At 38.2% G+C, this 14,305-nt stretch carries 12 protein-coding genes and 1 riboswitch; of the genes, 2 read left to right on the plus strand and 10 right to left on the minus strand.

The features are described 5' to 3' along the window. From CSV67_RS16100 to CSV67_RS16130, 7 genes are all read right to left on the minus strand, one after another. Positions 1-291: Rieske 2Fe-2S domain-containing protein (locus tag CSV67_RS16100; RefSeq protein WP_143560722.1), on the minus strand; the 291-nt coding region annotated here is incomplete at its 3' end. Between the two features lie 42 nt (positions 292-333). Then, a complete protein-coding gene (locus CSV67_RS16105; RefSeq protein ID WP_099632607.1) occupies positions 334-819 on the minus strand; it encodes a flavin reductase family protein in 486 nt (161 codons plus the stop codon). Between the two features lie 18 nt (positions 820-837). Further along, entirely contained in the window at positions 838-2,724 is a 1,887-nt protein-coding gene (locus tag CSV67_RS16110) for a XylR N-terminal domain-containing protein (protein WP_158232966.1), read from the minus strand. Beyond that, on the minus strand, positions 2,714-3,058 hold the full coding sequence (locus tag CSV67_RS16115) for a hypothetical protein (RefSeq protein ID WP_099632609.1): 345 nt from the start codon (positions 3,056-3,058) through the stop codon (positions 2,714-2,716). The genes CSV67_RS16110 and CSV67_RS16115 overlap by 11 nt, the downstream gene beginning before the upstream one ends. A gap of 404 nt (positions 3,059-3,462) precedes the next feature. Beyond that, positions 3,463-4,248, minus strand: a complete 786-nt coding sequence (locus CSV67_RS16120) for a dioxygenase family protein (RefSeq protein ID WP_099632610.1) — start codon at positions 4,246-4,248, stop codon at positions 3,463-3,465. A 570-nt stretch (positions 4,249-4,818) separates the two neighbouring features. Then, positions 4,819-5,352, minus strand: coding sequence for a peptide-methionine (S)-S-oxide reductase MsrA (msrA, locus tag CSV67_RS16125; protein ID WP_099632611.1), 534 nt, complete (start codon positions 5,350-5,352; stop codon positions 4,819-4,821). Positions 5,353-5,480: 128 nt separating this feature from the next. Further along, positions 5,481-6,731: an MFS transporter gene (locus tag CSV67_RS16130; protein WP_099632612.1), complete on the minus strand. Its 1,251-nt coding sequence runs from the start codon at positions 6,729-6,731 to the stop codon at positions 5,481-5,483. Positions 6,732-6,850: 119 nt separating this feature from the next. Then, a riboswitch (SAM riboswitch) is annotated at positions 6,851-6,941 on the minus strand. A gap of 331 nt (positions 6,942-7,272) precedes the next feature. Between CSV67_RS16130 and CSV67_RS16135 the strand changes: the two genes are divergently transcribed. Both CSV67_RS16135 and CSV67_RS16140 read left to right on the plus strand, forming a co-directional pair. Further along, positions 7,273-9,309, plus strand: coding sequence for a molybdopterin oxidoreductase family protein (locus CSV67_RS16135; protein ID WP_099632613.1), 2,037 nt, complete (start codon positions 7,273-7,275; stop codon positions 9,307-9,309). A 520-nt stretch (positions 9,310-9,829) separates the two neighbouring features. Then, positions 9,830-10,465 carry a 2OG-Fe(II) oxygenase gene (locus tag CSV67_RS16140; RefSeq protein ID WP_099632614.1) on the plus strand — a complete coding sequence of 212 codons (636 nt, stop codon included), beginning with the start codon at positions 9,830-9,832 and terminating at the stop codon, positions 10,463-10,465. A 500-nt stretch (positions 10,466-10,965) separates the two neighbouring features. Here the strand turns inward: CSV67_RS16140 and CSV67_RS16145 are convergent, their stop codons facing one another. From CSV67_RS16145 to CSV67_RS16155, 3 genes are all read right to left on the minus strand, one after another. After that, positions 10,966-12,528 carry a sodium/solute symporter gene (locus tag CSV67_RS16145; RefSeq protein WP_233192642.1) on the minus strand — a complete coding sequence of 521 codons (1,563 nt, stop codon included), beginning with the start codon at positions 12,526-12,528 and terminating at the stop codon, positions 10,966-10,968. Beyond that, complete coding sequence (locus tag CSV67_RS16965; protein WP_233192643.1) at positions 12,528-12,971, minus strand: hypothetical protein; 444 nt, start codon at positions 12,969-12,971, stop codon at positions 12,528-12,530. Before CSV67_RS16965 ends, CSV67_RS16145 begins: the two co-directional genes overlap by 1 nt. A gap of 1,090 nt (positions 12,972-14,061) precedes the next feature. Further along, on the minus strand, positions 14,062-14,305 hold a 244-nt coding region (locus tag CSV67_RS16155; RefSeq protein ID WP_233192644.1), incomplete at its 5' end, for a KGG domain-containing protein.

A 14,305-nucleotide genomic window follows, 5' to 3' on the forward strand; every position in this document is an offset into this window, starting at 1 on the left:
TGTATTGAACTTCCAGCCATGATACATACACCTTAGGCCACAGTCGTCATTAATTCCATAATATAGTGAAGTCCCACGGTGCGGACAGCGCTCATCAACTAGACCTACTTTTCCTTCCGTATCGCGAAATGCGACCAAGTCCTCCCCCAACAATTTCACGCGTTGCGGCTTCCCATCACTAATCAACTCTTCTGTTTGAAGGGCCGGAATCCAATATCTCCTAAATACATCGCCCATCGGTGTGCCTGCATCGGTCTGAGTCAGTAACTGATTATCTTCTGGCGTTAACATAACTATAAATCCCCCTTATTTATTAACATTCTATATTTACTATTATGCCAATTCTGCTTGCATAACCTGTTCGATTTTCCCACGGAAGAAGAGTAAAGGCTCAGCTTGGTCATCGTAGGTAGCGCTTTTCACATGACCTGTCACAATATAATGGTCTCCACCTTCAATAACCTCTGCTACATCACATTCAATCGTAGCCAAATTTCCATTCAATAAAGGAACATTGTCTGTGGATAATGTATAGGATGCGCCAGCAAACTTATCCTCAGTTCTTTTTGCAAAACGCCAGCAATCTTCTTCCTGTTCTTTTTGAAGAATGTTAATTGCGAATGGTATACCTTTCTTTAGTGTTTTCAAACTACCTGATTTCTTATCGATACAAACCAACACTAGTGGTGGATCTAATGATACAGATGAAAATGCATTTGCCGTTAACCCAATTTTCTCACCTTCGTCTGTAGTCGTTGTTATTACTGTCACTCCTGTTGCAAAATGCCCAAGTGTATTTCTAAATTCTCGTGGATCCATATTTATTCCTCCTTTAATTTAAATAGGCTTTATCTTTCCGAGTAACAAGAAAATTTGAAGTGCCATTTGAATTTCGAAACGACTATTAGAATTTGAAAGTTCAATTGAAAGTAATTCCTCAATTTTTAGTATTCTATATCTCATTCCACTAATTGAAATAGACATCTCACGTGCTGTTTTATGCAAATTAAATTCATTTTGCGTGTAGTAAAATAGTGTTTCTAATAGCTCCGAATTCTTTTTTCTATCATAATTAAGTATTTCTTGTAACTTTCCATCTGCAAATGACTCTAATTCTTCTGGTTCTCTTGCATTTAAGAATAACGTTAAGTTGCCTAATTCACTTGATAAAATTACTCCTGACTCCCGCGAGCGAAACTTTGCTAGTTCTACAGCTTTCTTAGCTTCCTTCGATCTACTATTAAAATCAGTGAGGTTTTCAGTTGTATCACTTATTCCAATACAAATTTGTTTGTATTGATCATCGAATTCTTTTAGTAATCGTTTACCAAAATCTTGTATAGTCGTTTTTTCATCATATAGAAATTGTTTAGGCACAATTGTTTGTATAGCATTTAGTTTAGTTAGGACTGGGGTATTATAACTGTATTTATTTTCACCTTGAAATAAGTTTGTCAGTTGTCTTCTAATTTTCAAAAAATCATAATTTGTATTAATATCTTCCTTTATTGTCCGATCATTTATTTCAATGTAAATAATGTAATGGGGTTGTTTTAGATCATAACCGAGATAAGAAAACCGATTATAAATTTCCATAACATCTGCACTTTTCTCATTAAGTAATTGCTCAAGTAGTTCACCCTTGAGTCTTTGTTCTGTTTCAATAGCAACACGTTGGTTTTGCATATACAAAGCAACCACTACAGCCACTCGTTCTAGTAAATCTTTATGATAACTATCACTTTTCTGATTTAAAGCTATTGTAATAAATCCATAAACTTCATTTTCAAGCAAGATTGGTGCTGTTAATAACTTAAATGTTTTATCTTTAAGATCCGTTTCAACAAATTCTGGTATGTTTTCATTACTCTTGTTCCAGAAATTACTTGCTGACATATTTCTCTCCATACCGGGATTATCTCCACATTTACCAATCACTTCATAATTCATATTTTCAATTATGACTTCACAATGTAAGCTTTTCCCTAGTAGTTCGGCAAATTCTTTAAATCCGCCTCCTTGAAGCATTACTTTTGTTAAATTACGACTTAAGGAGTAACCCGTTTCAAGTCTTTCCTTCTGGCGTTCAATTTGCTGATACATCTGATCAAGTTCCCCAGACATATCTTCATCTTCATAGTAGAGAAGCTCTTCAGAGATTTCATCTCCCCATTCTTCTACTGTTTTTCCGGTATAGCTGCAGTGATCATCACCTTTTCCTTTACATTTTATTTCTTTAAAGACTATTTGTTTTCCTAAACATTCGCTTGTATAACCACTTGCGTAACCAATTAGGAAGTAACAAATGGGTTCCACATGCTTCGGAAAGTATTCTAAGTGTTGTTTGACTTCTGAGGAATCAATCCAGTATCCAGAAACATTAAATTTTCCCTTCTCCATATCTACATTGAAATCTTCAGGATAAGATAAAGACCGGCCTGTTAAATTATGCATTTTAGAACCCGCAAGCAGCCATTCAAGGTCATCATTCCATTTAATCTTTTCTTTCAAAATGCGTGCTTCGTGCATCCCGGATCGGTAAGCATATCTTAAAATAAATCTTTTAGCTCTTTGAATTCCTAGCGCATTGATTAAATCTGTTCGTAGCACTGCCCATGCATCCATACTTGTTAGAGAAAAGTTTAAGTCTTGGAGTCTTTTGCCTGGCTTTGTTGAAATAGTGAGTAAATCATTAAGTGTAAGTTCACTTGCTTTAAGCGTCATAGGAATCACCTTCATAACATAGCTCTGGTAAATGTCTTTCTGCAAAACTAGAAAGACTTTCCGTCACACCGTTTTTTCCAAATTGTAAAAAATGTTTTTTTTCATTGTAGAATCCATGTAGAAGCAAGTAACGCAAATAGTGATCCATTGCTTTACGTCGTGAAACAATATCCTTCATTCCATAGTCAAAAAGCCAACTATCGATAACATTAAATATACCCCGATTTATAAAATAACTTTTTGCACACCAATCAAAAAAACGTCTGTCAGGTAAATGAAAAAGATCTTCCATTTCCTCTTTTGTAGAGACAATATTCATTTCTATTGCAAACATATTTGACACCCCTTTTTATTTACTATCCAGGAAACGGTTCTTGCATAAGAGGTAGAGATCACTTCCTCTTATGCAAATATATTCATCTCCATATTTCCGTCCAATACAACTATTATGTCGAAAGAAGGCTATGTTTCTCTTTATGTTCTTTCTCAAACATTACCTAAATATAAAGCCGTATCGCTAATAGATTCTAATACTTCATTATACCATCTCATGATAGCGCTTTCAAAGGGTGGCAAATACTTTTAACACTACACTTTTAAATTCATGATACGTTCGTTTGACACTTTAGAACAATCTTATTTCAGGGTTGAATAACTAGTTTCCTTAGATATTTTAGTATCTGAAATATTTATTCTGAGTCCAATAAAAGATACGCGATCACTGTATGTTAGCTGCTATTATTGTTCTTTACGCATGACAAAGTTTAAAGCAGCCTCATAATGGTCCCCTTTATTTTCGAACTTCGTTAGAAGATCCAAACGAACGCCGTCTGCCACGTCATTTTCAAGCCATTTGTCATCGTCTGGGAATACTTGGGTAATTAGCGTTTCATGACCTTCCGCTTCAAACATTAAGTGTAGATGCGCAGGACGCATTGGTTGTTTATCCGCATATTCCAAGAACTCTCCTGTAGGACCGTTTGTTGGAATTGGATAAGGGGTTGGTAGAATAGTTTTCACTTCAAAGTTTCCATTTTCATCTGTATAGAAGTGACCTCTTAGATTATATTTTGGCGCAACTGAGTCAAATGCAGAGTAAGTAGCATCTGAATCATTGTGCCACATTTCAACTTTGACATTGCCAAGTGCTTCACCATCAACATTGCTTACATTCCCTTTGAAATACAATACATCCCCTGCTTCATTAGGTCGTTGCGTCAACACAATTGGTTTTCCACCTTCTGCCTTGAGCAATGGAGTTCCTTCAATAAAATAAGGCCCTAAAAGTGAGGGTTGTGTACCAGGCATCTCTGTATACATTGCACGCAACACATGTGTCTCTAGGAATACATCTGCAAATAGGGGTAGTTCTCCAGTACGCCCTAAACGATCTGCCCAGTTCACGAAGTTTGTATATTCTTCATGATTTAGTTCTGCTTCTTCCAGAAAGCTTTGGATATGCTTAATGAATAAGTCGAATACTTCCACAACGCGGTCATTTTTTTTAACAGCTTCTTTTTGCATTATTAAATTCCCCCTAATTAGTTGTTATACTAACATTTTCACTTAGCCTTAACAAAATACTATCTTACTGTTATAAGTACGTGAAAAGTTAGAATATTTAATCTACGCTTTCATCTTATTCCAATGTAAAAACGAAATCAATATACTTTTAGGACTGACTATATCCGATTATTAGATCTATTAGTACTAATTCTTGCTCTTTAATTAACGTCATCCTGTAGACATTATCAATACAGATTAATAATAGTACTAGTTCAGTTTTAGGTTTCATATAGGTCAAAAAAAGATAAAAGGCAATTACTAAAAAGTATCTGCTTGAGACATACATTGTTGTTTCCATAAATGCTTACTACAAAAATGGATTGCCAACACTCTTCTATGCTGTATATTTTATTTAATTAGATAATATAAGAAAGGAACTTAATAAAGGGAAGACTTCTTCACTTAGGAGTAAAAAGTAGTTAACGTGCTTATTAAAAGATACTGTTGTACGAATATCTTTTATTAATCCCCCATTTCAAAAAAAGGACGAGCGTTCTATGAATACGCTCGTCCTTCTTACCATTATGATTATTTACTCCAGTGCTCAGCGATGAATTCATTGCGCCCTGAACGTGCACGGTTATCTTTGTAATGTTCTTGTTCTTTTATATAATAATCTTGATGGTATTCTTCTGCCCGATAGAATGTTTCTGCGGGGCGGATGGGTGTAACGATAGGTTTTGTAAAAATACCACTTGCAGCTAGGTCAGCTTTCGAATTTTTGGCAGCTTCCCGTTGCGCCTCTGTGTAATAAAAAATAGCGGTTGTGTAAGATGAGCCGCGGTCGTGAAATTGACCTTCTGCGTCTGTCGGATCAATTTGTTGCCAGTAAACTTCAAGCAACTTCTCATATGGGAATAAGGCAGGATCAAATGTGATTTCAACGACTTCCACATGACCGGATGTACCTTTTTTCACGTCTTCATACGTCGGATTATCCAGATGTCCGCCCATATATCCTGACACGACGTCTTGGACACCTGGCCATTCTTTAAACGGTTTCACCATGCACCAAAAACATCCTCCAGCAAATGCAGCCTTTTCAACATTCTGTTCAACCATTGACAACATCTCCTTTTTTATGAAAGCGCATGCCCAAATCCACTTGTCTAGTAGAGGCGTACACAACCTGTTTGTGATTTAAAAGTCCTTCTTATACTATATCATTGACCGCCTATTCGATGGTAGTTTCACGAGGTTACTAGCAAAGCTTTCTCCTGCATTTTTCTACTTTCTTCTTCCGGTATACGAATGAATTTTACAATAATTGCACTCACTAAGTAGAGACCACTGAAAATCCACACGACCCCTTCCGCTCCAACAAGCCCGATAAACGTTAAGGCGATCGCTGGTGCTACGAATGTTGATAAACCCGCGGAAAAATTCAACACGGACATTGCCGCGCCTTTATCTTCACCCGCCACAGAAGGTACCAATGCACCGATCGGAACGTAGCCCGCTACCAAACCACCCCAAATGAAACCGACAATGCTTGTCGCAACAATGCTACCATTTGTAATCACCGGTATATAGAACAGAAGTGGCGTGAATATTGCACATCCGACTCCACCAAACCAAATGATCGTGTTTTTCCAACCAAATTTGTCTCCAATGAAGCCGAACACTAAATTAAAGATAATATTTCCTAAGAAAAATGTTCCCCATAATTGCAGCCAAGCAGTTGTTTCAATGCCATGTTGTGCCATATGCATAGGTAGGAATACTGGAAATCCATAAACACTTAAGCTATTGATAACGCGGACAACCCCACCCGCAGCAACTCTCGGGTTTGATTTTAAAATGGTAATACCTTTCAATAATTCTTTGACTGCTTCTTTTTTGTTCGCTAGTTTTTTCTTTTCAAACTTGTCTTTATTGATAACTAAAGCTAAAACCGCACCTAGACTTACCCAGAAAATAGATGTCCACATTGTATTGATGTAACCAAGATATTGGATCGCAACACTTGAATACCACGCACCAAGAACCATCATTCCCGCACAAAATACAAACCAGAACCAACCAACAGCAGAACTCAATTTATTTTGCGGTGTCTTATAAATGACCCATGTCAAGAAAGAATAAGCAAATAACGGATAACCAAAACCTTTAATGAAATAAGTTAAAAGCATGATCGGGTAATTCATCGTAGAGAAACCGTATGTAATAAACCCTGCCGTACCGATAATATAGACGGCTAATCCGATGGCCATTGTACGTTTCGGTCCAAAAACATCTACACAGACGCCTGAAAACCAAGATGACAGTGCGATCGAGATTCCATATACTGTGAATATAGCAGCCGATTGCTGAATCGTTAATCCGCTTTCAATTAAAAATGGGCTTAACCAACCGGCTTCAATTCCATCTCCCATCATAAACAACATCACACCAAAAAAGCCCCAACCTAAGTTTTTCGTGATTCCTATTCTCTCCAACACATCAGTGCCCTCCATTCATGACCGTTTTGTAATGTCTTTACAAAACAAAAAAACTTTCTGTGAAAAACAGAAAGAGTCGTTGGTATTCATCGCTAGCGCAATATAAATATGCATTCCTCTTTCTATCTCTCAAGCTACGCTTGCTGGATTTGGCACAATTATGTTGCCGAAGTTTCATAGGGCCAGTCCCTCAACTTCTCTCGATAGAAAAATAATATGAAATTAGTAGAATATAATAAAAACAGACCTAATGAACTCACTGTACAGAATATTTAATTTTAAGTCAACTAGTTATTGAAACTTTCTAAATATACTGCCATAGTATGATATACTAATTAGCAAAATCATTTATTTATATCAAATCTATAAGTGAGCGCTTTTCACTTAAATTGGAATAATCCGGACCCATTCTTTTGGGATGCGCATCCTTTTACAATAACAGAATTTCAAAATTGTTAATCACTATTTGATTTAGATACTTTAGCAATGTCAGGATTTCATATTATATTTAAATATTATTCCCGTAGAAAGGACTTGTATAATGCAATCGTATATTGATGTAGAAAATGGTATCGTCCCCTCGGTTTGTTCTCTGGATTGTCCAGACCAATGTGGACTGTTGATTCATAAAGAAGATGGTAAAATCATTAAAATTGAAGGTGATCCCGAACATCCAATCACAAAAGGAAGTATTTGCAATAAAGTTCGGCATATGGCTGAACGGATTTACGATCAAAATCGGATTACTACTCCTTTGAAACGAATTGGGGAAAAAGGCGATGGGCAATTCGTTCCAATCAGTTGGCAAGAAGCCATTACAACTATTACAAATGAGTGGAAAAAATTAATTTCTGAAGAAGGGGCAGAATCAATTCTTCCCTACAGTTTCTATGCAAATATGGGGAAACTTAGTTCCAAGGGGATGGATCGCCGTTTCTTCAACCGCCTGGGTTCGAGTCAACTGGATCGAACCATTTGTTCAGTCGCTGGTGAAGCCGGCTACAATTACACGATGGGTGGGCGTTATGGAACGGATCCGGAAGAGATGAAGGATACGAAATTATTTGTTTTTTGGGGCATCAATGCCGTCAGTACGAATATGCACCAAATTATGATTGCGCAAAAAGCGAAAAAGAGTGGCGCTAAAGTTATCGTCATTGACGTCCATAAAAACCAAACTGGGCGCATGGCTGACTGGTTCATTCCCATTCTTCCGGGAACTGACGGAGCGCTTGCACTCGGAATTATGCATATTCTTTATAAAGAAAAGCTAGTCAATCAAGCATTTTTGGAGCAGTATACAATCGGCCATGAAGCGCTCGGTGAACATGTAAAATACTACGATCCCCAAATGGTTTCCACCATCACAGGTGTGCCGGAGAAAGATATCTATGAACTAGCACGGATGTATGGGACTGTCTCCCCTTCCATGATTCGCATTGGCAATGGGTTGCAGCATCATGATAATGGCGGCATGATAGTCCGGACTATCTCTTGCTTGCCTGCATTGACAGGGCAGTGGGAATTAAAAGGCGGCGGGGCGGTTAAATCAAATTCGGACTATTTGACACATAATATCGCTGCACTAGAACGTCCTGAACTTCAGGAGAAGCCAACGCGTAAATTCAATATGAATTTGTTGGGACAAGTATTACTGGAGGAACAACAGCCGGTTCGCTCTTTGTATGTCTATAATAGCAACCCCGCTGTTGTCGCACCAGATGCCAATAAAGTACAGGAAGGCTTGGCGCGTAAGGACTTGTTTACAGTGGTTCATGATTTATTCTTGACAGACACTGCGTTGTTTGCCGATATTGTTCTACCGGCGACATCCGCATTTGAAAACACGGACTTCTATACGTCTTTCTGGCATCACTATATTCATTTGCAAGAACCAGTCATTGAAACCTATGGGGAGAGTAAATCCAACCCTGATGTTTTTAGATTGTTAGCGCAAGCTATGGGCTTTGATGAGCAACCTTTCTTAGATGATGATGCCGAAATGATCAACCAAGCGTTAAGCGATTTGTCCAACCCTCATTTATCCGAAGTGTCGTTTGCCGCATTAAAGGATAAACGCTTTATGAAAGCGAGCGATACATGCAATCCATTGAACCATTTAAAAACGCCAAGCGGAAAAATTGAATTGTATTCAGAACAAATGAAATCGGCAGGATTACCGGCCCTTCCTACGTATATACCGATTATTCAAGACTCGGATTATCCATTACTGTATGTACCTGCAATTAACCATAATTTTATGAATACCATTTTTTCAAACAATGAAAAACATCTTAAACTTGAAAAAGAACCTACCTTGTTTATGAATCAGCACGATGCGAAAGAGCGGGGAATCGAGGACAAAGCGACTGTTCGTATTTGGAACGAGCGCGGAGAATGTGAATTTATTGTCTCTGTCGGCGAACAAGTACTGCCGGGAGTTGTTGTCAGTCAAGGAATTTGGGGAAATAATTCAGATCAAAAACGCCTTGTGAACGCCTTAACGCCAGATCGAATTGCCGACATGGGCGGTGGAGCTACGTTTTTCTCTGGGCGTGTTGAAGTCGAAAATTTATAACTAGACAAAACAGCTCAGAATTCCTGACGCATTAATGGAAGCCTCCTCTTGACTAAAACAGGAGGCTCACCTTGTTCTTACACTGATTTAACAATGCCCGATTATTGGATGCGCATTTCATAGAATGTGATGTTTTGCTGTTCCATCGATTGGATTGTTATTGATATCATTTGTCTCCTATGATTCACAACTAGATAACCCAGGATACCTTTCAATTATTATACACCCCGGGAAAAGATTCGACGATTGTATAAAAGCTCATATGTATCTTCATTTGCTAATCTGTCATCTAAACAGGGATTTAATTAATTAAAATAGCTTGTAAAAAAACAGTTATATATTACTACCTATTTGACTATATTCAAAGTTTACGTCAGTCAAGATAGCATGCTAAAATATATTGAATTTAATTCCAAAGAGGAAGTGTGAAACTTAAGAGAAGTCCGATATTGGCTATACCATCATCACGTTACACTGTATTTGATTTAAAGAAATCAAACTAGTAAAGAGGTGTTTTAAGTTGATAGCGGAAAATAAAGAACAAACTATATTTAATCATTTAGGAAAGAGAATCATAACGGACCGTGACGTTGAAATTATTGCAAAAGTCGAAGAACCATTAGTCGTCGTCCTAGGCAATATGTTGAGTGACGAAGAATGTGATGAACTGATCCGACTCTCGACAGACAAGATGAAACGATCCAAAATTGGCACAGCCCATGCGGAAAGCGAGATTAGAACAAGCAGCAGTATGTTTCTAGAAGAACGGGACAACCCGATTGTTATGAAAATCGAAAAACGGATTGAAGCAGTTATGAACATTCCTATCGAACACGGCGAAAGACTCCAGATTCTTCATTATCTGCCAGGACAGCAATATAAAGCGCACCATGACTTCTTCTCAGCGGCTAGCAATGTTACCAACAATCGAATCAGCACGCTCGTCATGTACTTGAACGATGTCGAACAAGGTGGCGAAACGTTCTTCCCCCATCTAAAACTGTCCGTCACGCCTCAAAAAGGAATGGCCGTTTATTTCGAGTATTTCTATAATGATCCGTTGTTGAACGACTTGACGTTACACGGCGGCGCACCGATAGAAAGCGGAGAGAAATTTGTAGCGACGCAGTGGATGAGGAAGCAGAGGGTACGGTGAGGAACTTGGTTAAAGTTGATTAGTCAGTGCCTTTACAAATAATTCTCTCAATACTCTGAATGGCGACTGTATTTATAAATTTTCCTATTGTAAAAAGCGATCGGCTGCTATTATGAGCTGAACGCTTTTTTGATTCAAGATATCTATTGAATGAAACGAACGTGCAATTTTCAGCACTTCTGTTAATGAGGACACGCATTATTGTATTTTACACATTAAAACATAAAAAACGCCAACCCCTAAATGTTAGGAATTGACGCTTTTTAATTAGGACAGCTGTCTTACATCATGTCGCACATGTAGTACCCTTGAAAACATGTACAAATGCAGGTTAAAAATCCTATTCAATCAACGTTTACAATTTTTAAGGCAAAGGGATATATAAATTTACCCTTAAATATGAACAAGTATTTATACAACATTACGATTAAAAGGGGTTACATTTTTGATTCTGGAGTAGGTCCATTTCTGATCCCCCAACATACGATCTACGTTATGACTTATACAGATTCTTCGCTTGAATGAACTTTCCGCATAAAGGCATTCACATCTGCTGGTACTTTTCCGTCTAGTAAGGAAACAATATACACTGTTAAGAAGCCAACTGGCACGGTAATGATACCTGGCACTCTAAATTGTAAAGCCACAGGTAAAATGGATGAAAAGAAAATCATAAACATAGAAACTACAAAACCAACAATCAGCCCCGCAATTGCCCCCTTTTCAGTAATCCCACGCCACCAAATGCCTAATACGAAAATAGGTGCAAATGTGCTTGCTCCAACTGTAAAGGCGAGCGCGACAAGATGGCCAATGGAGGCATCTTTGACGAATAAACCGAGAACTCCATAAAAAACACCAAGAAAAACAATCGCTAATTTTGCAGCGACTACTCGATTTTTCTCTGTTAATTCCTTTTTCGTGAATTTTGCATATAAATCGTGAGCAATTGCTCCTGAACTTGCAATAAATAATCCAGATAGGTTTGAAAAAACCGCGGCAAACGCACCGGCAATTACAAATCCAAGCAGCCATTTACCGCCTAAAGCTGTTGCAATAGATGGTATCACCATATTATCCCCACCGGTAATCAGGTTCTGCATGACTTCAGGACTGGCATTTCCACTTAAATAGATGGCTCTTCCGACAACGCCAAGGTAAATGGCACAGGCGAAAAATAAACTGGCGATCCCAATCGCTAACACTGCCGACTTTCGGGCAGACTTAGCATCTGGATTTGTGTAAAAACGCAGTAAAATATGCGGAAGCCCAAGTGTACCTAGTGAAAGCCCGATTAACATAGATGCAGAGTGCCAAAAGTTTGGATTGAATGCACTAGTTTTTGACCATGTTTCTCCGTTAAATACGACATCTTTTCCATCCGTCGTATATGCGCCCGTGTTCAGTACCGTACCACTAAATTCACTGATTACGGATAGAATTCTCTCGTAATGGAAACCTCCATAAATAGCGGCAGCTACCATGACGATAAAGGCTATAAAACGAATCCAAAGCTCCAACGCTTGGTTAATGGTTGTTCCCTTCATTCCACCAATTCCAACGTAGAATATCATGACAACGCTTGTAAAGATGATGCCAAATTCATAGGACGTTCCAAAAAACATGCTCAAAATTTGTGCAGCGCCGAGTAACTGGGGTGCTGCATAAAATCCTGAAATAGCAAGCACTACAATTACAGCAACAATTCTAGCTCTTTTACTATGAAAACGATAAGCAACAAAGTCTGCAACTGTGAAAGCACCGAATCGGCGTAAAGGTCCCGCTATGAAAAGTGCCAAAAGCGTTAAACCAATTGTAAAGCTAAAGGTATAAAATGCCCCATCATAACCGATCGCAAAGGTAAGTCCTGCTAGCCCTAAAAACGTTGCAGCACTTAGATAGTCCCCGCCAATCGCTGAACCATTTGTAAACCATCCGAAATTACGGCCGCCTACAAAGAAGTCACTGGCACTTTCATTTCTTTTTGATAAATACGTAATATAGACAATCGTCCCCAATAATAAGAATGTAAAGAGGTATTTTGGATCTAATAACGCTTGCATCACAGCAACGTCTCCTCCTTACTTTCTAAAAAACTTGCTTGTACACTTGATGTTGCCCCCTTTGTCTTCACTTGGCTTGTTTGTTCACTTACCATGTTCTCTTTCTTCTCCATACGGCTCATTTCTAGACTTTTTCTTTCCCATCTTTCATAAAGCTTCGTGTGTAGATAAGCAATAATAAATGCCATTGCCATCGCGACAATTGTCGTCAAAAACCAGCTGTAAGACATTCCCCCAAACATCTTTGCAAAGGCCCAATCTGGTCTAAACCAGTTGATTGCTGGAACAGAAAAAATAAATATAAAGTAAACAATTGCCAATGATAATCCAGTGGATAATTCGGTTCTAATGCTATAACTTGTTTTCTTATCCAACTTAGGTAACTTTTTTATATCAATCGTTTCACATGGCTCGTCTGTCATGACATATTTTTTCTCTTCCAATTGTATACACCCCTTCATTTTACAAAACTTATCAATGAACTTAGTTTGGTGCAAAACAGCATGAATACTAGCTGGTTAGTTATTTTTGTCAACAAGAAAACTCTTTGTATCAAAAGAGTTTAAAATTGTTGGATCTCTGCATCTATTTCTCTAGATGATTTTCTTGATAATGCTCGCATTCCAAAAGCTTGCATACAAACTACTTTATAATTTATCGACGCATAAAGTAATCCATTCCCCCAAAACCTTAGATACTTCTAAATCAACCCTCCCTTTGAATTCAATTCCAAAGATCATAGCATCTCCTTTAACTAAAGTGCTATTAGCTCCGTTGCCAGTATATGATAACTTTTCCTGAAAAATTTACCGTCGCATTAATTTTTTCAGTCCTTTACTTCCACCCTTTTCTGTACTAGTCATTCCGATTTCCTTTTCGTCCCATACTGTTCATCCGCTTAAAATAGTCAGTATTTTCTGATTGTATAGACTGATTTAATTCTAGTCAAGTCATTTTTTAATTAATCATAATCAATTTCCTCTGAACTACTCCCACTTTCACTACGTTTAAAACGAAGAGATTCTTAAGAACACCTGCGTTACCGCCAGTTATGGGTTAGGCGATATGCGATTCCCTTTAATAAGGGCATCGCGACTTTTCCATCATTCATTATTTTTCTCGACGCCCCATTTCGGGTCTTGCGCTATCTCAGTGCGTAACTTTTTTTGCGGAAATTCCAGATGATCCTAAACATTTTTCCCATAAAGAGTAGGGCTCGCTTCCCTTTCACCTGTTCGATGAGCCATTGTCCACGCTCTTCCCTGATATAATTCCTGGATGCCAAATAGGTTCTGTTTTCGTTCAATGGTCAAAGGGGTTTCTTCCAGTCTCTTGGGTGTTTTAGTCGACTACCAGTATACGATACTAAGGGAGGTACTTATTTTTTATACCTTTAACCATTGGTAGAAAAGGGGTTGGAATTATGAAATTCATTCAAGTAAATAAACAAAAAACCACGTAACGATTGTCCTATTGACAATCGTTACGTGGGATTTGTTCTGCAAGTCATACGCGGTTAATTATTTTCATTCTTTAATTATTATTTTTATTTGAAGATGCTTCTCCGCCTTTACGCCCTGCTTCTTCCCTGCTCATCTTCCCATTGTTGTTATTGTTGCTGTTATTTTCACTTTGTTCAGCGTGGGCTTCTCCGCCTTTTCTACCGATTTCTTCGTAGAATTCCTTGTCGTGATTTCTGGAGGTAGCCTCGCCGCCTTTACGTCCTGCCTCTTCCACGGTCATACTGCCATCGTTTTGATTTCGTTCGTTTTGATCG

Origin of the sequence: Sporosarcina sp. P2, assembly GCF_002743255.1 — a bacterium.
Taxonomy (GTDB): Bacteria; Bacillota; Bacilli; order Bacillales_A; family Planococcaceae; genus Sporosarcina.